The organism is uncultured Chloroflexus sp., assembly GCF_938091255.1.
In the GTDB taxonomy this organism is placed as follows: domain Bacteria; phylum Chloroflexota; class Chloroflexia; order Chloroflexales; family Chloroflexaceae; genus Chloroflexus.
The window spans coordinates 21,474-44,056 of record NZ_CALLJH010000023.1 but is presented as its reverse complement, the minus strand read 5'-3'; the positions used below and the strand labels follow the sequence as shown (position 1 = coordinate 44,056).

Sequence of the window (22,583 nt, the reverse complement as noted above, 5' to 3'; positions counted from 1 at the left end):
TTAAATGGATCCGGATGACGAGCTAACCCCGGAAGATCCGCTGACCGAACTGAGCCGGCTGGCGAGCGAAGCCATTGACAGCCAATCGAAAGGTGCCACCTCAGCCGAGCGCCGCCGGCGTTGCGATCGCGTGCTCGAACTCGAAGCGCAAGGTTTCATCACCGACGATCGCGCCTGCTTCCTCGCCGGTTTAGTGATGATCTGCGGCGAATCGGTGGCCGATTTTCACCATGCCCACCGGTTTGCCCGTCGCGCCACCGAATTAGGTGACGAACGCGCATGGACGTTGCGCGCGATGGCATGGGATCGGTTGTTGATCGAATTGGGCCGGCCACAACACTTCGGCACCCAGATCATCCGCATGGGCGGGCGTTGGTCGCTGGGTGAAGTCAATCCACAGGTGACCGATTGGGAACGGGCGCTGTTCGGCGTGCCGCCGCTGTACGTGCAGTTGCAGCGGGTCGAAGAATTACAACGCTCTGAACAAGAGTGATAATGGCGACGGGGCGATGGCATCGATCGCCCCGCTGTATAGCTGTCGTTCGCTATTATTAACACCTCTCACACCACAATCGTCTTTCCTCCACACCCATTTTCCTACCTGCATTGGTCAAGCGCTTTCCAACGATACATCCTCTGTAACAATCGTGTAATCTATGCAGATTGTTCGTTGAACGCAATCAGGCGTACAGTTTCATTGTCCTATCAGGTGTGTCTCAGGTTCAAAACAAGACAGGGGGGGAAACTATGAGACGCCTTTCGTTGCGTTCACTGTTCGCTATCGGTTTCGGCACGGCCCTCGCCCTTGTACTTGCCTGTTTCACCTACGGCGCTGCTGCATCACGCGCCAGCGTCGAAATCTTTACACCGCAAGGGCAAGCCCAATGCGCCGCAACCGGCGCTCCGGCGCCGGCTATCTTCCAAACCCAGACCTTGCTCGCGCGGTTCGACTACTACCGCGTGCTCGAACCGCCGTTTGGGCCGGAACCCATTGAGGTTGATATCACCTTCCCTGATGGGCGCATTTTTACGGTCAGTGCCGCTCAATTCCTCGACGGTGTGATCGATATGCCCACTAACGTGCAATTTGCCCGCTTTACCAACAACGCCGGCCAACTCTCGCTCAACATTACCATTCCGGGCACATGGCCCTACGGTTGTTATCGCCTCACCGGGCGGGGGCTGGGTGTGGGTGGCGCTCACACAGCCTCAGCCTTCTTCGTCGTTATTCCCGGCGGGCGCCCCGGCCCGACCGGCAACGCCACGCTGCGGGCAACCTTGAACGGGCAAGATACAAATGTCCTGCTGCAAGGGCAAATTCTCGAGGTAGACGGGCGCAATTTCTTGGGTGGCGAGTTGGTCTCGTTCTGGCTCACCGCCCCCGATGGCACGGTCATTAACTTCCCCCCCGGCCAGCAGGTCGTGCAAGCGACGCCAAGTGGAGCAGTATCAACCTCGTTCCAGTTTGAAGGGAAGAATCCGGTGGGACGCTACACGGTAACCGCGCTCGGCAACACCAGCGGCTTTCGTGTCTTTGCCCACTTCGAGCTGAAGTCGCGGCCTGTCACCCAACGCGGCCCAGCCCGGCTTTCGGTCGTGGTACCATTTGGTGCCGAAGCGCCACAACGTTCGATCTTCTACGCCAACGGCGATCTCTTCTTCCCCGGCGAGCGGGTTGATCTATGGCTGACGCTGCCCGATAGCTCAGTGCGCGGTTTCCCCTCAACCTTTGCCGATCCGGTGGCCGGCCAGTTTCTGGTAGAACTGTTCCTCGATGAGCGGCTACCGGTCGGATTCTACCAATTGACGGCGCAGGGAGCGGTCAGCCAGCAATTGGTCATTGCCACGTTTACTCTAACCCAAACCACTGACACGATCGCCAATCCGCAACCGGTGCCGCAAATCGGCCTTGATAACAACCCCGTAACGCCGCCCAATCTCAGCTTTATTGATCCTAACCCAGCGGACATCAACGAATACGGGAATCCTGACGAATAAACGCTACTGGCATCGGAGTAGGGGCAGAGTAGTGCTTTCCCCCTACTCCAGCGGCATAGCCATACTCAGAGCGAGGATTTGCTGCATCTCACGCAAGCGAGCAAGTTGGATTTCGAGCTGGTCAAGGGCCTGCATATTACCAGCGCGGGCTGCGACCAACGCAACGCTCATCTGCGCTTCAATCTCGTTAAAGAGTTTGGCACTCTGCTTGCGGCGCGTCTCGAGATCAGCCGCATAAATCGCCAGCGAGATATGGCAAGCCACCAATTCTAACAAATTGAGATGGGAACTATCGAACCGACGACTCTGGGTCGTGGTCACAGTTAATGCGCCGAGCAAGCGCGGCCCCCATCGCAACGGCGCTGCCATCGCGCACCGCGTCGGCGCATCATACTCACGCATTCGCAACGAGAGCCAACGCTGGTCGGCATCAGTTTCATCAATAATCAACGGCTGCCCTTCGCGTAGCACCAAACCGGCAAAACCGTGCTCGCGCACCTCGCGCGCACGCTCAGGCGTGGCAACGTGGCCATTGCTCAACAACAACATCGGCGCGGCGCTGTTATCGAGCGGGAGCAACAGCAACGATGCCCGTTCGCCGCCTACCATCGCCGGCACCTGTGTCGCCAATTGCAAACCCAAATGGAGCGGATCGGCCGTGGCGCTGGTCACCATCCGGCCAAACTGTAGCAACTGATCGAGGGTATCGGCATGGGCGCGGGCTTGATTGAGATACTGGTCAAGCTGGCCTTGCAACGACGATTGCTCTAGCACAATACCGACAATCTGGCCCAATGCCGTCACCAATTCACGGTCATCGCTATCAAATGGCGGCGTCGATCGAGTAACTTCAATCCGCCCTACCACCCGCCGGCCAATCATAATCGGCCCAACCAACATGGTCGGCGCGTGTGTGTGCAAACTGCCGGTGCCAGCCGGAACAATAATCTCAACTTTGTCGGCCAGCAACCACTCGCTGCATAGATCGCGCAACATCGGCAACGGGTCAGATTGGCGAGCAGCAGCAAAAAAGGCGCCTACCGTCATTAAGGCATTGCGCAGACGGGCAGCCCGGCGCTGGGAGGCAATCAACTGAGTAGCAACATCGGATGCGGTCACAACCACTCCTGATCAACAACACAAGACGCCTGTCATCCTTGATACTCGATCATACCACGATGCCGGGCCGGATAAGATGACAAACCCGGCATCGTAGATTACAGTTCAGGCATCAAGCGGTTCGGCAGGGCGGCGCTCTGCCATCGTTAGGATGCTGCCGCGATGAAAGACGAGCTGGCCGTGCTCAACATCCACCTCGATCTGATCACCGGCGACAAACGTGCCACGCAGCAACTCGCGCGAAATCGGCGTCTCGAGCAGGCGTTGGATAGTACGGCGCAACGGGCGCGCGCCAAAGACTGGGTTGTAGCCCTCGTTGACCAGATATTCCTTGGCCGCTTGAGTTAATGTTAAGCCAATATTCTGCTCGCGTAGCCGGTTAACCAATTCGCCGATCTGCAATTCAACGATCTTGGTCAAATCTTCCATCGAGAGCGGATGGAAGAGAATAATCTCGTCGATCCGGTTGAGGAATTCGGGTCGGAAGGTCTGCTTGAGCGCCTCATCAACCTTCTTGCGCGCCTCGCGCAGATCGAACGCTTTGTGCGCTTTACCGCCCACGTTAAAGCCGATCCCGCCGCCTTGCAGATGCTCGGTGCCGGCGTTACTCGTCATGATAATGATCGTATTGCGAAAATCAACCGTGCGGCCTTGGCCATCGGTCAGCCGGCCATCGTCGAGCACTTGCAGCAAAGCATTGAAAACATCGCGGTGCGCCTTCTCGATTTCGTCGAAGAGCACCACCTGATACGGGCGGCGACGAATACTTTCGGTCAATTGGCCGCCTTCGTCATAGCCGACATAACCGGGCGGCGCGCCGATCAAGCGGCTGACGGTGTGCTTCTCTTGGTACTCACTCATATCGACCCGCGTCATCGCCTCTTCGCTATCAAACATGAACTCGGCCAAGGCGCGGGCCAGCTCGGTTTTGCCGACGCCGGTCGGGCCAACAAACAGAAATGAGCCGATCGGGCGGCGCGGATCGCGCAGGCCAGAACGGGCGCGGCGAATAGCGTCGCTCAAGGCGACAATCGCCTCGTGCTGGCCGATTACCCGCTCGTGCAGCCGTTCTTCCATGTGGATCAGCTTCTCGCGCTCGGTTTCGAGCATGCGGCTGACCGGCACCCCTGTCCAACTGGCGACAATCTGCGCAACATCTTCATCATCTACCACTTCATCGAGATTGTTGCGCGCCAGCCACTCACTGCGCTCGGTCTCAAATTCCGTTTGCAGAGCCAAATAGCGCGCGCGCAGCATCGCCGCCCGTTCGTAGTCGCGACGCGCGCCGGCTTCTTCCTCTTCGGTTTGCAGCCGCTTTAGCTCCTCTTCCTTCGCTTTCAGCTCAGGCGGCATTGAGAAGATGTCAATCCGCAGCTTGGCGCTGGCTTCGTCAATCAGGTCAATCGCCTTATCGGGCAAAAACCGGTCGTTGATATAGCGGCTCGAAAGCTGCACCGCCGCCCGCAACGCCTCATCGCTGATCGTCAGTTGATGGTGCTCTTCGTAGCGCTTGCGCAGGCCGCGCAGCATCTCAACCGTCGTCTCCGGATCAGGCTCTTCGACAAACACCGGCGAGAAGCGCCGTTCAAGCGCCGCATCCTTCTCAATGTGTTTGCGATACTCGTCGATCGTCGTGGCCCCGATCACCTGAATCTCGCCGCGCGAGAGGGCCGGCTTGAGCATATTCGAGGCATCAATGCTGCCGGTCGCGGCGCCAGCGCCAACAACTGTGTGCAGTTCATCAATGAAGAGGATAATCCGCCCCTTCGCATTGCGCACCTCGTCCATCACCGCTTTCAGCCGCTCTTCAAACTCGCCGCGGAACTTCGATCCGGCCACCATGCCGGCCAGATCAAGCGCCAGCAACTTGCGATCGATCAATGTCGGCGGCACGTCGCCACGAGCAATGCGTTGGGCCAATCCCTCGACAATCGCCGTCTTGCCGACGCCGGTTTCACCAACCAACACCGGGTTGTTCTTGGTACGGCGGGAAAGAATGCGAATGACGCGAGTAATTTCAGCTTCGCGACCAATCACCGGATCGAGCTTGTCTTCACGAGCCAGCTCGGTCAGATCGGTGCTATACTTGGTCAGAATTTCATAGCGGCTCTCAGCCGACGGGTCATCGCTGCGTTGGCTGCCACGAATCTCCATTAACACTTGATAGATCCGCTCCTGATCGATATGATAGCTCTGCAAGATCCGCGCTGATGGGCCATCACGCTCGCTCGCCAACCCGATGAGCAAATGATCAAGGCCGACATACTGATCGCCCAACCGGTTAGCCTCTTCTTCAGCGCGCTTAACCAACCGCTGCGTGCGCGGCGTAATGAAGACTTGACCACCAATACCGTGCGAATTCAACATCTTAGGGAGCTTTTCCAGCTCGCGCTCGATGCGCCGTTCCACCTCTTGCGGATCAACATTCAAGCGCACTAGCGCCCGCGTCGCCAGACCATCGCGCTGACGGAGCATCGCCAAAAAGAGATGCTCAACATCAAGCTGCGAATGCTGGTGATCCTGCATAATCTCTTGGGCAATATGGAAGGCACTTTGCGCCTTTTCAGTAAATCGCTCTAGTCTCATTGCTATCCCTCGTGCGTGTCCGCCGCAAGGCAGATGGGCAGATCACAAGATTGACCTGCTTTGGTAGTATAGCACAGCAAGCCGTTGAAAATAGGGTGAGTCTATTGGATTTATGTTATCGTGCAGGGAGAATGTATGGGTACCCAACCAGCCAAACTGCGTCCTGATCGGTTCGTCGCGCTCGGCCTAGCAATACTCGGCATCGTCTGCGCTGGTCTCGCCAGCTTGCTTCCGCCAGCGGGGCGGCTCGATATTGGCACAACCTACGCCCAACCCTATATAGATGGCTTTTATGGGTTAGAACGTAACCGGCAATTTTCGTACTCCTTCACCAAAACAAAGGCCAGCGTCTCGTTTCCCGGTATTGGGTCAAACTGGACAACGGTTGTCTTACAGGCCAGCGGTTATCGACCAGATGGCGCACCACCGGCTGAATTGGTGATTGCAACCGAGACATTACAACCGGTGCAAGTGATTTTACGGAGCGATACGGCACGTTATTATCTGCTCGTGCCACCGGGTGACGACAATCTTAGGCTTCAGCTTACGAGTTCAACCTTTTCAACCGCAACCGATCCGCGTCAACTAGGAGTGGCTATCGACTGGATCGAGGCGTATCAGTTGGAATACGGTTGGCCCTTTTGGCAAGCAGTTCATTTCACCCTGATCGGGGTGCTAGGTTACTGGCTGGCGCGTCGAGTAGCAGTCGCCCCATTGCCAGCAGCGGCGCTCGTCTCAACTGTGCTCATCACACTCGGCGGCTTGCTGGCCGTTTACCGCATCTGGTGGGCTATCTTTACCCCTGTGCTCTGGGGATTGCTGGCCGGGTTACACCTTGCTTTAGGGCCACTACGCGCCTTTACCCGCTTCGCCTTTGCCCGCGGCGGCGAAACCTTGCCGCCACCCTACGAAACGTGGATCTGGCGGATCGTGCTGCTGGCAGCGTTAATCAAGATCGGTGGCGTGATCTACCCGCAAACCATTGTCTACGACGAACGTTGGCACGTGCCGCGTACCCAGATGGTGCTCGATGGCCGGTTTATTGAATTGGTCGTGCCGAGCCGGGTAACCCTGCTCGGCGATACGGTCGGCTTCGAGGGTGGTCATTTTCCCTATTCGCCATTGTGGTACCTCATCACTGCCCCCTTTGGTCTGGTAGGGATTGATCTCGGATTAGCCTCGAACGTGCTCAATACGGCCCTTGATGTATCGCGTAGCCTGCTGATCGCTTATATCGCCCTTCGCCTGTTTGGGAGACCGGTCATCGCCGTAGTCGCGGCGGGTTGTTACCATCTGCTCTTGATGCCCTACTTCTTAATTTCGTGGGGCAATTGGCCAACCCAACTAGGATTATGGGGTGCATTAGTCCTGATCGCGGTGGTACTGGCTTATTACGATCATCCCACCGATCGGCGCGCGCTGTGGGGGGTAGCGGCGGCAGCGGCACTTGCGATCCTGACCTATACCGTCGTTGGCATTATGGCGTTTACCATGATGGGCATCTACGCCCTCATCGAGCTGATCCGGCGTGAGAGCCACACAACGCAGCGCGGCAGGCTAACCCTGATCGGGCTGGTCATTGCGGAAGCGGCAGCGTTCCTGATCTACCATATCTGGTATGTGCCGGTAGTCGTAGCCGAGACGGTGCCGGTCATCGCATCAGCTTTGGCGCGACGGGCAAGCCGGGCTGAGGCGCTACCCCTGCCTACCCCAGCGATTGATGGTGCGTTTATGCTCAACCATCTCACATGGGTTGGAATCGGGCTGATTTTAGGCGGTGCCGTGCTGGCTTGGTTCACAGCGCGGCGGGCACATAGCCTGCTGATCAGTTGGTGGGCAATCTTGATCCTCTATTCGCTGGTCAACTGGACAATCGCCGACATGATTCTCAAGCATGTCTTCTTTATGCTACCGCTCGCCGCAATCTGCATGGCGCTGGCGCTGGATTGGCTGTGGAAACAGGGGATCATGGGCCGTGCGGTGACCGGCTTGTCACTCCTTTACTTGGTGATGAGCGTAGCGGTGCGCTGGTACCATTTCATCATGGAGAAGCGTCATATTGTGTAACTACACCTAACCGATATGAGCAGCATAGCGTTGCGATCTTGTCGCATTCGAATCAGGCGCCGTCACGGTGCGCACCAATCATGATACAATAGTTAAGGCTTACTCTATATTGTGATCTACTGAGGCCTGATGAAGCGACGCATTATCGACTGCCGGCGAACCGCAAATAATCTAGCGTGAACATTCCTTGCTTTTAAAGCAACAACGTTGTATGATGCGTCAAAGATGGATCGTTTGCAACCCTATGGGCTAGAAGGTAGGTTGTCATGATGCAACGGCTTGCGCAAGCGGCAAAGATCGGCATCGGCATATGGATGGCCGGCGTGATCATTGCTACCTTTCTGATTGTGCCGCAGTATGAAGGGCTGGGCGAAGCCGGGCGAATTGTGATCGTGCATGTACCGACAGCGTGGGTCAGTGTCATTGCCTTTACGATCTCGGCAATCTTTAGCGGATTGTACCTCTGGCGGCGACGCGCGCAAGATGATCATCTTGCGGTGGCGGCTGCCGAAGCCGGTCTGCTCTTTACGATTCTTGCTACCGTTACCGGCATGATCTTCTCGCAAGTGGCATGGGGCATCTTCTGGAATTGGGATCCGCGCCAGACCTCGATCTTCGTGCTCTTGTTGATCTACGCCGCTCTGTTTGCGCTGCGCGCTGCGATCGATGATGTTGACCGGCGGCGGCAACTGAGCGCCGTCTACTCACTCTTCGCCTTTGTTACCATGCCGTTCCTTTTCTTCGTCGCGCCACGCATCGCTGATAGCACGCTGCATCCTAATTGTGCGTTCATCCAAGGCAGCAACTGCGATGGCGTGGTGCTTGAGGTGGGTAAAGTCGGGCTGATTGGCGACCAAAAGGTGCAATTGCTCGGCCTCGAACGGCAAGGTAATCTGATTGTCGCCGAAGTGAAGGTCAGCACGCCGGGCTTGCAGCAAGAAGCCATCCTGTATCCGAGCTTCGACCTCGTAGATGGCGGGATGGCGGCGCGGCCTGAATTCCCCGGTTCGCGGTTCCAATTGGGCCTTGAGGAATACGATGCTGCTACTGGCGCAGTGCGGCTCAATATGGAAGCGCCGGGCACCCAACTCTTGGAAAATCGGCGGACGCTGTACACTTTCCTTGCCGCCAACCTTGGCTTTACCGCACTCTTCTTCTGGATGTTGCAAGTTCGTTCACTGGTGTTGAATGTGCAGTGGGCAGTAGCGCAACGCGGGAGGGCATAACTATGGATAATGCAGCAATTTTAGTTGCAACTGCCGCAGTATTGTCGGTCTGGATTGCAATCTTTATTTACTTGTGGCGGATCGACGCCGCTGCGCGCGCGTTGCGCCGTGAATTAGAGCGTGAGCGCGAACGCAACGAAACCGCGGCGCCTGCTGCAATCGTTAGCCGAGTGCATGATTCCGGCGAACCGGTCGAGCGCCGGTAAACCGTAGGATCAGCGCGCGCCGCACTGGTCTAGACCTTGCATAGAAATGTGGGAAAGGTGATCGTATGGCTGTCGCAACCACTCCAGTTCGCCGTGGCCTGAATATCAAGCCGCTACACATTGTCGGGCTTGGTATCATTCTGTTGGCCGTTGTGTACGGTTTTTTCGGCTTCCAAGACGGGTTCCGCGCCTATACCACCAGCGTTGATGAGGCGATGCGCAGCACGCGCAGCGTGCAACTGGCTGGCTTCCTCGGTAGCACCGGCGAGATGGATGCCCAAGGCCGGTTTACCTTTCTGCTCCAAGATGAACATGGTAAGCTGATCAAGGTCATCTCTGACGATCCGCGCCCGGCTAATTTCGAGCAGGCGATTAGCATTGTGGCAATTGGCCGCTATGATCCGGCTGAGCAGGCATTTATGGCCGATGATCTCCTCGTCAAGTGCCCGTCGAAATATCAAGAGATGAATCAACCGAAACCGTAAGCGCTGGCCGGCCATCGCCACTGGTTACTCGGTCGTTGTCCCCGACCGCTGGAAAGAGTTGCTATGTATTTCTTCGGTACGTTCTTGCTCATAGCTAGCCTTGGCATGACCTTGCTGGCTGCGATTGGCTATGGCCTCGTGCTGCGCGGGCAGCGATCTGCACTTAGCTATGCCCGGTTTGGCGTGTACGCCGCACTGGCCGGCGTCCTGATGTCATGGACGTTGCTGATAACGGTGTTTATCGCGCGCCGCTTCGATCTCGATTACGTGTACAACTATAGTTCGCGTGATCTAGAGTTCTTCTTCACCATTGCCGCCAGTTGGGCCGGACAGCCGGGCAGTTTTATGATCTGGCTGCTATGGGGGGCGATCGTAAGCGTGTTGTTGGTGCGCCGCACGAAGCACTTTGAGCCGTATGTGCTGCTGGTGGTGATGGTTATTCAAGCGGCGATTATCGGTTTTGTGCTGGTGCTCAACCCGTTCCAGCCCCTCGTCGATCCTTCGACCGGGGTAGCCCTCAATCCCAGCGATGGACGCGGCCTCAACCCGCTGCTGCACAATTTCTGGATGATTATTCATCCGCCGATCCTGTTTGTCGGCTATGCGTTGGCCATGATTCCCTTCGCGTTTGCGCTAGCGGCTCTGTGGCGGCGTGACTACGATACGTGGGTTCAGCGCGCTCTACCATGGACGCTCTCAGGATGGGCGTTTTTGGGCTTGGCCCTGCTGCTCGGCGGCTATTGGGCCTACGAAACGCTCGGTTGGGGAGGCTACTGGGGCTGGGATCCGGTCGAGAACTCCTCGCTGGTGCCGTGGCTGATTCTGACAGCGCTTATCCATGGGATGCTGGTGCAGCGTACCCACGGCGGCCTGCGCAAGACCAATCTGGTCTTGGGGGTTGCTACCTATATTACAGTTTTCTACGCGACCTTCATGACCCGCAGCGGCGTATACGCCAACTTTTCAGTCCACTCATTTGTGGCTGAAGGGATTTTTGAAGGATTGGTTGGCTTTCAGATCGTCTTGCTTGCGCTTGCGGTCATCTCACTCCTTATGCGCTGGAACGATATTCCCTCCCGCCCGCTGAGCGAGAAGTTCTTCTCACGCGATAGCTTCTTTGTGCTGGCCATCATCACGATTGTGATAACCGCGCTGGTGGTTGGGATCGGCACTTCGATGCCGGTCATCTCGGCTATTCCCGGCGTCGGCCACACCTTGCAAGAGTGGATGGGGCGCTACTTCGAACTCGATGACGGCACCCTTATGAATCCGCAAGCCCAGCCGTTTGCAGACGGTCGCTTCTCGCTGGCGCCCACTTTCTACCAACGTACCGTGCCACCGCTTGGGGTGGTGGCAATCGTGCTCTTGATCATTGGCCCGTTGCTAGGCTGGCGCGATGCGAACCTGAGCCATTTACTGCGCGCCTTGCGCTGGCCGGCGGTATTGGCGGTAGTTGCCGCAATTGTAGCCATCATCGTTGATGTGCGCGATGTGCTTGCCTTAGCTTACGTCGCCGGCGGCGCGTTCGCTTTCGGCACCAATCTGCTGATGCTAGTGCGCACGCTTCGCAGCGGCTGGCTGCGCATCGGCGGCTATCTCGCTCACCTTGGCTTTACCGTGATGGCAATCGGTATGGTCGCTTCTTCGGCTTATGCCACCCCCGATGCGCGCCTGACCCTTGCCCCCGGCGAATCGGCCCGCCTGTTCGGCTACGAGTTTATCTTCAACGGCTATCAGCTCGACGAACAGCAACGCGGCGTGCTCGATCTGACCGTTAGCGACGGTTCGCGCACCTTCTCGGCCCAGCCCTACCTCTATTACAATCAGCGGATGGGCGCTACTATGCAGACGCCCTCGATCCACAGCTATTTCTGGCACGATCTCTATATCTCGCCAGCCGGCTACGATCCTGAGCGTAACCCGGTCCGCCCAGTACTCGGCGTCGACCAGAGCGTGCAGATGGGGCCTTATACGCTGATCTTCCGTGGCTTTAATATCGACCGCGATGCGATGATGCGCGGCGAAGCCAAGGTTGGCGCAAAAGTGGAGGTGCTTTACGAGGGACAAACGATCGAGGTTGAGCCACGAGTCGAGGTGGTTGTCAACCCTACCACCAACGAGAGCGAGCTGCAATTTATCCCGGTGACGCTCCCCGGTGGCCATACCCTCTATTTGCGCGAACTTGACCCCACTAACCGCATGGTGTTGCTGGAAGGTAGCGGCCCCGGTCTCGATAACTTGCCAGTCGTGCCAGCAAAAGCGGTGATTGCCGTGAGCGTGAAACCACTCGTGGTCTTGGTGTGGGTAGGCGTCATTCTGATGGTCATCGGCGGCGCCATCGCGCTGGTACGGCGCTACCTTGAGGGCAGTCTGGCCTTGGCTGGGGTGCGCGTGCGCCTACCCAAGGCATTGCCCGAATTGGCTGCGCAATTGGGCTGGCGCGGGATTGGACGTTAACCAAGTACCATCAGGACACGTATGATGATAGCCGGCCTTGTGGTCATGACACCTTTCTGGACGGTTGATAGCGATAGATGATTATGGAACGGTCGCGGTTGGGGGCAGCCTGATTGGCTACCGATCGCGACCGTTGTTGTGAGAGCGATGACCGATTACTACGAGCTGCTGCAAGTTCACCCCAAAGCTGATGCTGAAGCGATCCGGGCAGCATACGAACGCTTACGCGAACGGTACGCGCCCGAACGGCTCGAGGGCGCGGCTGATGAGTTAGTTGAACTTGCACGGCGACGGCGCGACGAGATCGAACACGCCTATAGCATCTTGAGCGATCCGCAGCGACGGGCCGAGTATGACCGGCAATTGCACGAAACGCTCCGTCCGGCCCCGCCAGCGACGAGGGCCAAAGCTGCGGTGCCACCGCCGCCAATCGATGATGACGAACTAATCGATTTTCGCCCGCTGCCGCCGGCCCGCCGGCAAGAGCGCCCGCCGGGGTTTAATCCGCAACCATATCTCAGCTCGCAGCCGCGTCGCGATGCACCGCGCCGTGGGCGAACAGCGACGCAAGCACAACCGGTCTGGCTCATGCCATCGTTGATCGTGGCCGCCGCGACCTTTAGCATTGTGCTCGGCACGCTGATCAGTACGATGGTGGTAGCGCCGGTCGCCACCGCACCTAACACGCCTACAGCTACAATTGTGCCACCTACTCCTACATTGCGCGAAGTCTTGACCCAATTCGATGGGCAGGTCATTGCAGCGCAACAAGTGGTAGCACAAGTGCCTGATAATCCCAATGCGTGGATCAACCTTGGCAATGCGCTGTTTGACAGTGTCGTCTATGTGCGGGAACAGCTCGCGACTGGCGATGCCGAAACGCAACGCATCTATCAAGAGCGGTTGCCGCGCTGGCTTGAGGCGGTAGATGCCTACCGCAAGGCACTGGAATTGCAACCGGGCAATGATGTCGTGCGCGCCGATATTGCCGCCAGTTTGTGCTATTACGGCCTTGATACCGGTAATCCGGATCGTGCCCAAGAGGGGTTAGCCGAGGCCGAGCAAGCGTTGCGCGCTGCACCGCAAGATGCCCGCGTCTTGCTCTCGCACGGCATCTGCTTGATCGCCGTTGACCCGCCCCAAACCGAGCGCGCTCTGCAACAATGGCGACTGGTGCTTTCAATTCCGGGGGTGAATCCGGGTTTACAATTGCAAGCCCAAATATTAATTAATGAACACAGTCAATAAGACAACAAAACATCCCACTAAGGATATGTTACAATGGCAGAGATGAACGGGCTTCATTACTATCGTCTGCTGGGGATCAATCCAGACGCCGATCAAGCAGCGATTGCGGCTGCTTACGAACAGCAACGGCAGCGGTACTCGCCCGATCGCCTTGCCGAGCTTGACGACGAATTGCAAGCGATTGCGCGCAACCGGTTGGCTGAACTCGAACGCGCCTATCAGGTGCTGAGCGACCCAGAACGCCGGCGACAGTACGATATCAGCCAAGGGTTGATCAGGCCAGCGAAACCGCTGGTGCGGCGTAGCCTTAGCCAACGCGAAGCCATCAATGCCTTCATCTTTGCCTTTCTGGCCGTTGGTCTGGTAGCTGCCGTCTGGATGTTCACCAACCGCGACACCATCCGCGGTCAGGCAATGGGTGAGGTCAACCGCCCGGCACCCAACTTTACGGCCCCCGAATTGCGTGGCGGCACCATCGAACTGGCCCAGTATCGCGGTAAGGTGGTCTTAGTCAATTTCTGGGGCACGTGGTGCGAACCATGCAAACGCGAACTGCCAGCTTTGCAACAGGCCTACGAGCAGTTTGCGGAACAGGGGTTGATGGTCATCGGTGTGAATTTGACCGATGATGAGCGCGTGCAAGGTCAAACCGTCGAAGGAGTAGCTGCATTTTTAGCCCAATATGGCGTTACCTATCCGATCGCGCTTGATGTTGATGGCAAGATCACTGAAGCCTATCGGGTATTCCCATTGCCGACCAGCTTCTTCATCACGGCTGATGGCCAGATCCGTTACGTACATATCGGTGAACTCACCTTTACCGATATTGCCGCCCGCTTTTCTGAACTCCGGTCAGCCGGCGGCGGTCAATAACAATGGGTATCACTGACACCGGGGTAAACGCCATGGAGCAGCAGCAAACGATTTTAGTTGTCGATGATGACAATGGCTTGCAAGAATTGGTGCGTGTCCGGCTTGAGCAAGAAGGCTACCGGGTTCTGCAAACGACTAACGGTCACGAAGCGATCAAGATAGTCCGCCAACAACGGCCCGACCTCGTGATCCTTGATATTATGCTGCCCGATCTTGATGGCTTGACCGTCTGCCAGCGGGTGCGCGAGTTTGCCGCTACGCCGATCCTGATGTTGACCGCCAAGACGATGCCCCAAGACATCATTACTGGCCTCGATCAAGGAGCCGATGATTATCTGACCAAGCCATTCAACTACGATGAATTGCTGGCCCGCGTGCGGTCGCTGCTCCGACGCGTACCACCGGTCAATCGTTTGCTCACTGCCGGCAACGGCGTGCTGAGCATTGATCAGCGCAGGCGCGAGGTGCGGGTGCGCGGCGAGTTGATCGATCTGACCCCGACGGAGTATCAGTTGTTGCAAGTGCTAGCCGAACAGGTCGGCACCGTCGTGACGCACGAACAACTCTTACGCGCTGTGTGGGGCAACCAACAGGCGCGCGACAACGATTATCTCAAAGTCTATATTTGGCATTTGCGGCGCAAAATCGAGCTTGATCCGCGCCAGCCGCAACTCTTGTTGACCGAATGGGGGGTAGGGTATCGCCTCGTTCCCTAATTGACAGCCGGCGGCGAGCATGCTATACTATCTTTCGCTAACAAGCGGGAGTAACTCAGTTGGTAGAGTGTGTGCTTCCCAAGCACAATGTCGCGGGTTCGAGTCCCGTCTCCCGCTCCACTACATCCCCTGACTTATCGTCAGGGGATGTTACTTTGCCAGATAAAACCGACCACCGGACAGCTCCGCACTATTCCACCTCACCCAACCTACCCCCGCTAAATAAGTGGATTCCTTACAAACTGCCTCCAACTTCCTCGTTACCATCACCCTTTTCGCGCGGTATCTATAAGTAGAGCCGATTCAACAGATGCCAGCGCAACGGCAGCCATCAAGCTCACGCAGCACAGCGGCAGAGGAGCACAACGGTATGTCATTATGCGTCAACGATCAACTGGGTGGTTTAACTTATGCCATTATCGGCATGGCAATGGCAGTGCATAACGAGCTTGGCCCCGGCTACCGCAAAGCTGTTTATCACCGGGCTATGCACCAACAATTGCGCAAGCGCGGGTTCGCATCCGAGTACGAACCCCGCCTGCCAGCCTTGGATCGGCCCGGGGGTCTTGTCACCGTTTACCGGCCTGATCACCGCGTTGAACACGTGATCCCCGTGTCATACAACGCACACTTCTCCCCCCTGACAAATGATGAGATCGCGTAGTGCCTCAAATACTTTGCCGCCTTAGACTGTAATGTGTGTCTCCTGTTTAACTTTGGCCGGCCCAGACTCGAATGGAAACGCCCTTTCCCCCCAAAAAATATTGCACCATCGTCATCGTCGACCAAAATCACAACCTTTTTGCCACTCATCTCCTCACAGCAAAATATAACCATGCACGGCTAACCGTGCATGGTTCCCATTCACTTATTCGTTCCCCTATTCGTTATCGGTTGTACTTATTCCAAACCCAAATATGCTTTCTGCACCATTTCATTGTCGCGCAGATTGGCGGCAGTATCTTCAAGCACAATCTCGCCGCTCTGCAACACATACCCGCGATGAGCGATGGATAGCGCCTGCAACGCATTCTGCTCCACCAACAGCACGGTGGTACCCTGCTGATTGATCGTCTGGATAATCTCAAAAATCTGCTCAACCAGCACCGGCGCTAACCCCATCGATGGTTCGTCAAGCAGCAACACTTGCGGACGCGTCATCAAAGCGCGACCGATGGCTAGCATTTGCTGCTCACCACCCGACAACGTACCGCCTTTTTGACTCACCCGTTCGCGCAAACGGGGAAACAGCGTCAGCACCCGATCAAGATCGGCCTGATACTCTGGGCTACGCGTATTGTACAGAAACGCCCCCATTTCAAGATTTTCCAGCACCGTTAGGCGGGGGAAAATCCGGCGCCCTTCCGGCGATTGCGCAATCCCCAATTTCACAATTTCGTGGGGCGGCAAGGTATCAATACGCTTCCCATTAAACAACACCTGCCCTTGACGTGGTTTGAGCAAGCCAGAGATCGTGCGCAACGTCGTGCTCTTACCGGCGCCGTTCGAGCCGATCAGGGTGACGATCTCACCTTTTTCGACCGTCATCGAGATGCCCTTGAGGGCATGAATTTTACCGTAATAGGTATGAACGTTCTGCAATTCAAGCAGGGCCATGCATATCCTCAATCTTCCGTCGCAGCTATTGTCCCGTGTGACTGCGGCCTGACAACCGCAATGATAGGATCGATCCGGATCGATTTCAGACCTTCACCCTCATGCCGCGTGGCCGGCAGCACCCCTGCCAAGATACGCTTCGATCACGCGCGGATTGGTACGGATCGCCTGCACATCGCCTTCGGCGATCTTGCTGCCATAATCGAGCACTGAAATCCGTTCGGAAATCGACATAACCAGTCGCATATCGTGCTCGATCAAGATCACGGTAATGTCGCGCTCATCACGCAAGCGCCGGATCAATTGAGTCGCTTCGGCGGTTTCGTGCGGATTCATGCCGGCGGTCGGCTCATCGAGCAAGATAATCTTCGGATCGCCGGCCATCGCGCGGGCAATCTCCAGCCGGCGCTGGTCGCCGTATGGCAAGTTCTTGGCTAATTCATCACGCTTATCGGCAATACCGACAAAGCTCAGCAATTCGAGCGCCTTATTACGGGCCTTCGCCTCTTCGCGCAACATTGTGCGGCCACGGAAGATAATGCTCCAGATCGACGCATGCAAATGGACATGCATCCCGATCAACACATTTTCCAGTACCGTCATATTGCCGAAAAGGCGAATATTCTGGAAGGTACGCCGCATGCCAAGGGCAGCAATCTGATCTGACCGCCAACCGGTAATATCCTGCCCAGCAAAGACGACACGCCCCTTATCAGGTTTATAGATACCGGTCAGCACATTAAAGAAGGTGGTCTTGCCGGCACCATTAGGGCCAATCACACTCACAATACTGCCCGGCTCGACCGTAAACGTCACATCATTAACGGCCACAAGGCCACCGAAGATCTTGGTGATATTCTTAGCTTCGAGAAGCGCCATGCGTCATCTCCCTGAATTGGGGCTGGTTGGTTTGGCGTCCTTATCCACTTCCAGTTCTTCCTCGGCAATCTCAATCTCATGCTGTTCTTCGCGCCGGCGCTCATCAGGCCACAACCCTTCCGGGCGGAAGATCATCATGACCACCAGCAGCAAACCAAACAGCAGACGCTGATACTGGGTCGGATCAAACTGGCGGGGGATCGGTGCACCGGCAGCTTGCGCCTCACGCAGCACTGCGGCAATGCGCGGCAAGATTTGCAAATCGAGCATCGTCACGATTATCGCGCCCAACATGGCACCGGGGATTGAACCCATCCCGCCGAGAATCACCATGACCAGAATATTGATCGAGCGCAACAAGTCGAAGGTAGGCGGATTGATAAAGAGCTGCTTAGAGGCAAACACTACCCCCATCACCCCGGCAAACGACGCCCCGATCGCAAAGGCCATTAATTTCATCCGCACCCGCGGAATTCCCTGCGCAACCGCCGCCACTTCATCTTCCCGGATCGCCTCCCATGCACGGCCAATCCGGGAATGTTTGAGGCGAGCCACGACGATCACCGTCAGCAGCACAATAATCAGTACCAAATAGTAGAAGAAGAGCTGGTACAACCGGTTGTCATCGGCCACAACCCCCAGATTACGAATCTGATCAACAATGATCAGCGGCGGGCGTTCGATTGCGCGGATACCCTGCGATCCGTTCGTGATATTAATCGGGCGATCGAGGTTATTCGCCACTACCCGGATCACCTCGCCGAAGCCCAGTGTCACAATCGCCAAATAGTCGCCGCGCAGCCGTAGCACTGGCAAACCAAGCAAGACACCGGTGATAAGACCCAGAATGAGACCGATAATGAGGAAGGGATAGAACATAACAGGATCAACCGGGCCCCACGCCGGATTGATCTGACTAATCTGCGGGGTACTAAAGATGCCCCACGCATAAGCACCGACTGCGAAGAAGGCCACATAGCCAAGGTCGAGCAGACCGGCAAAACCCACCACCACATTCAACCCCAAGGCCAGCGTGGTAAAGATGCCCGCCTGCGTCGCCACATCAATGTAGAATGGGTTCAGAGTGCCAAAGTAGGGCAATACAACGCCGAGCGCAAACACCCCCAAGATCACCTTAAACCAAGCCGCCACCCGTGATCGATACGCCACCAGCATCGACAGCAGAAAGAGCACGAAGACAACATCGGTGCTCAACTCGGTGCGCGGATTAGTCACCAGCAGTATCGAGCAAGCGAGCACGTATAAGGCCAAAAACCCATACGCTGCCGGCCCGCTGCTCAGAGGCGCCGTCACCCGTTGCCAAAGGCTTTGCGACGAAGTGCTCGTAGTCATAAGCTACACCTTCTGCGTGGTCGCCTCACCGAGCAGACCGGAAGGCCGGAAGATCAACAGCAAGATCAGAATGCTAAACGCGGCCACATCGGCATAGGCTGCGCCAGAGAAATTACCGGCGGTGAAAATCGACAAATAGGCTGCCACAAACGCCTCAAGGAAGCCAAGCACCACCCCGCCAACCATGGCACCGGTGATGTTGCCGATCCCGCCCAACACGGCGGCGGTAAACGCCTTGAGACCGGGGATCAAGCCCATATACGGATTCACCGTCCCGATGCGCAACCCAAACAGCGCGCCAGCCGCACCGCCCAATGCGCCGCCGATCAAGAAGGTCAGCGCAACGATCCGGTTAACGTCAATCCCCATCAAGCTCGCCGTTGGCATATCTTGCGCGGTGGCGCGGATCGCCTTGCCCAACTTAGTGGCATTGACAACATAATTCAACACGACCAGCATAATGGTCGCAGCCACAATAAAGATCAAATCGCGTGGGCTCAGGATCACCGGTACGCTCCGATCACCGAGCTGCATAGTAAACAGTTGGATTGGCTGACCAAAATTCGGGGTCTGGTAGCGGGCATTAAAACCCAGCGGCGTACTGGTCATCACCAAGCGAGCAAGGTCTTGCAAAATCAGCGACATCCCAATTGCCGAAATCAGCGGCACCAAACGCGGCGCACCACGCAACGGGCGATAAGCCACCCGTTCCACCGTGACCGCCAGCATGCCGCAAAACGCCATCGCCACTAATATGACCAGCAACACGAAGACCAGTGGCGGAATACTCTCCAGTGTGCCGGTGCTCACGAGCAAGAAGCTCACGGTTGCACCAACCACGCCACCAATCATGAAGATTTCACCGTGGGCGAAATTGATAAACTCAAGCACGCCATAGACCATCGTGTAGCCAAGCGCGATGGTAGCGAAGAGGAACCCGCGCACCAGCCCGTCAATAATGACCTGCGGCAGGATGATAACCACCCGCTGCATAATATCAGGCTGAGTGGGAGAGAGGATAAAGGCGAGCACAACCACGATCAGTGCTAGACTGACGGCGCTCCCGACAATGAATGCCAACAACTGACCGACCGGACCAAACACAACCCCAAGCACTTCACCGAGCGAGCGGCGAGCAGTCGTGGGGGCAACCGTTGCATCGACAGCCATGCATGCTCCGAACAGAGTAGTGAGCACATACGCAAGAGCCAACCTCTCGCGTATGTGCAGTACGGACAACCGAACGCCTTATTGCGGCGGCGCAATATCGAGGCGGCTGATCAACTCGTTCTGATTCCAGTCAGCCGCGTTGACACGCAACACAAAGTAGGTCGCCGTGGTTGGATCACCCTTCGCGTTGAACTTGAACGTACCAGTAATACCGGGGAAGGGCGGCAGGTTGCGGATCGCCTCGAGTACCTGCGCGCGGGTCGGCTTGCCGCCAGCGGTAATGGCCGCCGACAGAATGCCAGCCGCACAGATATTCGCGGCATCGAAGGCCTGCGCCGAGAAGGGCGGCGCGCCTTCGCCATACGCGGCCTGATAGTCAGTCGCATACTTCGCCGCCTTGGGGAACTGGCTCACCGGCGCGGCCACCGAGGTGTAATACATCTTATCCACCGCATCACCGGCCAGCTTCACCAGCTCATCCGAATCGAGACCATCGGGGCCCATGAACTGGGCGGTGATGCCGCGATCACGGGCCTGCCGGAAGAGCGGGCCGGCCTGATCGTAGATGCCGCCGAAGAAGATCAGGTCGGGGTTGGCCGCCAAGATTGGGGTTAGAATGGCCGAGAAGTCACTCTTCTCTTCGGTGCCTTCGAAGCCCAACACCTGAATCCCGTTGGCTTCAGCCGCCTTGCGGAAGAACTCGGCCACGCCCTGCCCGTAGGCGGTGGTGTCGTGGATGATGTAGACCGACTTGACCTTTAGCTCTTCGCGGGCGAACTTCTCGGCTACCGAGCCTTGCACGTCGTCGCGACCGACCACGCGGAAGGCCACTTCATAGCCGCCCTCGGTGATATTCGGGTTTGTATTGGCCGGCGAGACCATCGGCAGGCGGGCATTCTTGTAGTCAGGCAACGAGGCCAGCGCCACACCCGAATTCAGGTGCCCAACCACACAGAGAATGTCCTGATCCGAGACGATATTCTTGGCGTTGGCCGAACCGACTTCCGGCTTCGCCTGATCATCGAACGGCACCACCTCGAACTTAACGCCCAGCGGCGACAATTGCGCATTGAGCTGCTCAATTGCCAACTCAACGGCGTTCTTCATACCGGTGCCGAGCGCCGCTTGGCCGCCCGACAGTGGGCCTTGGGTCGCAATTTTGACCGTGCCGAGCCGGCTGGCCACCGCACCCAACTGGGCCGCTAGCGCCGCCAGATCGAACTCGGCTGCGCTGCCGGTGGCAGCCTCGCCGGGAGGCGCAATCTCAAGCCGGGTCACTAGCTTGTTGTCGTTCCAATTCGCCGCATTCACCTGCAACACGAAGTAGGTCGCCGGATTGGGGTCACCCTTCTCATTGAAGGTATAGGTACCAGTTATACCCTTGTAACCCTTCAGCGCCTTGACCGCCGCCAGCACCTGCGCGCGGGTCGGCTTGCCGCCAGCCGCCTTTGCCGCATCAGCGATGGCAGTCAGACAGATGCCGGTTGCATCATACGCTTGCGCCGAGAAGGGCGGCGCGCCTTCACCATACGCTGTCTGATAATCTTGGGCGAACTTTGCAGCATTGGGGAACTGGCTCACCGGCGCGGCTACCGAGGTGTAATACATCTTATCAACCGCATCGCCAGCCAGCTTCACCAACTCATCCGAGTCAAGGCCGTCGGGGCCCATGAACTGGGCGGTGATGCCGCGATCACGAGCCTGCCGGAAGAGCGGGCCAGCCTGATCGTAAATACCACCGAAGAAGATCAGATCTGGGTTGGCGGCCAAGATCGGGGTCAAAATGGCCGAGAAGTCACTCTTCTCTTCAGTACCCTCAAATCCGAGCACCTGCAAACCGTTGGCGATAGCATTCTGCCGGAAGAACTCGGCCACACCCTGTCCGTAAGCGGTGGTGTCGTGAATAATGTAAACTGACTTAACCTTCAGTTCTTCACGGGCGAACTTCTCGGCCACGGCACCCTGCACATCGTCGCGACCGACCACGCGGAAGGCCACTTCATAGCCGCCCTCGGTAATGTTCGGGTTGGTGTTGGCCGGCGAGACCATTGCCAAGCGGGCATTCTTGTAGTCAGGCAAGGCGGCTAGCGCTACACCCGAATTCAAGTGCCCGACTACGCAGAGGATGTCTTGATCCGACACAATGTTCTTGGCGTTAGCCGAACCGACTTCCGGCTTCGCCTGATCGTCGAACGGAGCCAACTCAACCTTAAACCCTAACTCGGCAAGCGGACCCGACAATTGTTGCACTGCCAACTCGGCTGCATTCTTCATGCCGGTACCGAGCGCCGCTTGGCCGCCCGACAACGGGCTTTGGGTCGCAATCTTGATCACCTGCGTGGGGGCTGCCGTCGTCGGCTGCATAGCTTCCGTCGGCGCGGGGGCCGCGGTCGCCTGCGTCGCCGGCTGCGGCGTCGGGGTCGGCTGAGCCTGCTGGCCGCCACCACAAGCGGCGAGCATCGAGGCCAGCATACCGACCAGCAACAGGAAACTGATCGAACGCTTCATAACCGATTTCTCCTTAACTTCAAACCGGTAATCTGCCGTCTCCAGCGGTTGGCTGAACGTAACGCAATGGTGCTG

General features: G+C 57.2%; 18 protein-coding genes and 1 tRNA gene. 12 read left to right on the top strand and 7 right to left on the bottom strand.

Annotated features, from left to right (window positions below):
- Positions 1-4: 4 nt before the first annotated feature.
- On the top strand, positions 5-493 hold the full coding sequence (locus Q1A00_RS09025) for a hypothetical protein (protein ID WP_298402625.1): 489 nt from the start codon (positions 5-7) through the stop codon (positions 491-493).
- Positions 494-747: 254 nt separating this feature from the next.
- On the top strand, positions 748-1,998 hold the full coding sequence (locus Q1A00_RS09020; protein ID WP_298402627.1) for a hypothetical protein: 1,251 nt from the start codon (positions 748-750) through the stop codon (positions 1,996-1,998).
- Positions 1,999-2,040: 42 nt separating this feature from the next.
- Here the strand turns inward: Q1A00_RS09020 and Q1A00_RS09015 are convergent, their stop codons facing one another.
- Both Q1A00_RS09015 and Q1A00_RS09010 read right to left on the bottom strand, forming a co-directional pair.
- Positions 2,041-3,117 carry a GAF domain-containing protein gene (locus Q1A00_RS09015; protein ID WP_298490328.1) on the bottom strand — a complete coding sequence of 359 codons (1,077 nt, stop codon included), beginning with the start codon at positions 3,115-3,117 and terminating at the stop codon, positions 2,041-2,043.
- A gap of 105 nt (positions 3,118-3,222) precedes the next feature.
- Positions 3,223-5,703: an AAA family ATPase gene (locus Q1A00_RS09010; protein WP_298402631.1), complete on the bottom strand. Its 2,481-nt coding sequence runs from the start codon at positions 5,701-5,703 to the stop codon at positions 3,223-3,225.
- Positions 5,704-5,838: 135 nt separating this feature from the next.
- Here Q1A00_RS09010 and Q1A00_RS09005 point away from each other — a divergent pair, with 135 nt between their 5' ends.
- The 10 genes from Q1A00_RS09005 (at position 5,839) to Q1A00_RS08960 (ending at position 15,645) form a co-directional block, all read left to right on the top strand.
- Positions 5,839-7,770, top strand: coding sequence for a hypothetical protein (locus Q1A00_RS09005; protein ID WP_299756332.1), 1,932 nt, complete (start codon positions 5,839-5,841; stop codon positions 7,768-7,770).
- A gap of 266 nt (positions 7,771-8,036) precedes the next feature.
- Positions 8,037-8,996: a cytochrome c biogenesis protein gene (ccsA, locus tag Q1A00_RS09000; RefSeq protein WP_298402634.1), complete on the top strand. Its 960-nt coding sequence runs from the start codon at positions 8,037-8,039 to the stop codon at positions 8,994-8,996.
- Positions 8,997-8,998: 2 nt separating this feature from the next.
- Entirely contained in the window at positions 8,999-9,202 is a 204-nt protein-coding gene (locus Q1A00_RS08995) for a CcmD family protein (protein WP_298402635.1), read from the top strand.
- A gap of 65 nt (positions 9,203-9,267) precedes the next feature.
- Positions 9,268-9,687, top strand: coding sequence for a cytochrome c maturation protein CcmE (locus tag Q1A00_RS08990; protein ID WP_298402636.1), 420 nt, complete (start codon positions 9,268-9,270; stop codon positions 9,685-9,687).
- 63 nt (positions 9,688-9,750) lie between these two features.
- Positions 9,751-12,144 (top strand): cytochrome c biogenesis protein CcsA, encoded by a 2,394-nt coding sequence (ccsA, locus tag Q1A00_RS08985; protein ID WP_298402637.1) that lies wholly within the window; start codon positions 9,751-9,753, stop codon positions 12,142-12,144.
- Between the two features lie 147 nt (positions 12,145-12,291).
- Positions 12,292-13,392: a DnaJ domain-containing protein gene (locus tag Q1A00_RS08980; protein ID WP_298402639.1), complete on the top strand. Its 1,101-nt coding sequence runs from the start codon at positions 12,292-12,294 to the stop codon at positions 13,390-13,392.
- 33 nt (positions 13,393-13,425) lie between these two features.
- Entirely contained in the window at positions 13,426-14,265 is an 840-nt protein-coding gene (locus Q1A00_RS08975) for a redoxin domain-containing protein (protein ID WP_298402640.1), read from the top strand.
- A 32-nt stretch (positions 14,266-14,297) separates the two neighbouring features.
- Positions 14,298-14,981, top strand: coding sequence for a response regulator transcription factor (locus Q1A00_RS08970; protein ID WP_298402642.1), 684 nt, complete (start codon positions 14,298-14,300; stop codon positions 14,979-14,981).
- A 44-nt stretch (positions 14,982-15,025) separates the two neighbouring features.
- A tRNA-Gly gene (locus Q1A00_RS08965) sits at positions 15,026-15,101 on the top strand.
- Positions 15,102-15,351: 250 nt separating this feature from the next.
- Entirely contained in the window at positions 15,352-15,645 is a 294-nt protein-coding gene (locus Q1A00_RS08960) for a GxxExxY protein (protein WP_298402644.1), read from the top strand.
- 236 nt (positions 15,646-15,881) lie between these two features.
- Here Q1A00_RS08960 and Q1A00_RS08955 read toward each other — a convergent pair whose 3' ends face one another.
- The 5 genes from Q1A00_RS08955 to Q1A00_RS08935 all read right to left on the bottom strand — a co-directional run bounded on the left by Q1A00_RS08955 (position 15,882) and on the right by Q1A00_RS08935 (position 22,508).
- Positions 15,882-16,598, bottom strand: a complete 717-nt coding sequence (locus Q1A00_RS08955) for an ABC transporter ATP-binding protein (RefSeq protein ID WP_066787132.1) — start codon at positions 16,596-16,598, stop codon at positions 15,882-15,884.
- A gap of 99 nt (positions 16,599-16,697) precedes the next feature.
- Positions 16,698-17,477, bottom strand: a complete 780-nt coding sequence (locus tag Q1A00_RS08950) for an ABC transporter ATP-binding protein (RefSeq protein WP_298402648.1) — start codon at positions 17,475-17,477, stop codon at positions 16,698-16,700.
- A 3-nt stretch (positions 17,478-17,480) separates the two neighbouring features.
- Positions 17,481-18,830: a branched-chain amino acid ABC transporter permease gene (locus tag Q1A00_RS08945; RefSeq protein ID WP_298490326.1), complete on the bottom strand. Its 1,350-nt coding sequence runs from the start codon at positions 18,828-18,830 to the stop codon at positions 17,481-17,483.
- Positions 18,831-18,833: 3 nt separating this feature from the next.
- Positions 18,834-20,000 carry a branched-chain amino acid ABC transporter permease gene (locus Q1A00_RS08940; protein WP_298402650.1) on the bottom strand — a complete coding sequence of 389 codons (1,167 nt, stop codon included), beginning with the start codon at positions 19,998-20,000 and terminating at the stop codon, positions 18,834-18,836.
- Positions 20,001-20,078: 78 nt separating this feature from the next.
- Positions 20,079-22,508, bottom strand: a complete 2,430-nt coding sequence (locus Q1A00_RS08935; protein WP_299756321.1) for a branched-chain amino acid ABC transporter substrate-binding protein — start codon at positions 22,506-22,508, stop codon at positions 20,079-20,081.
- Positions 22,509-22,583 lie beyond the last annotated feature (75 nt).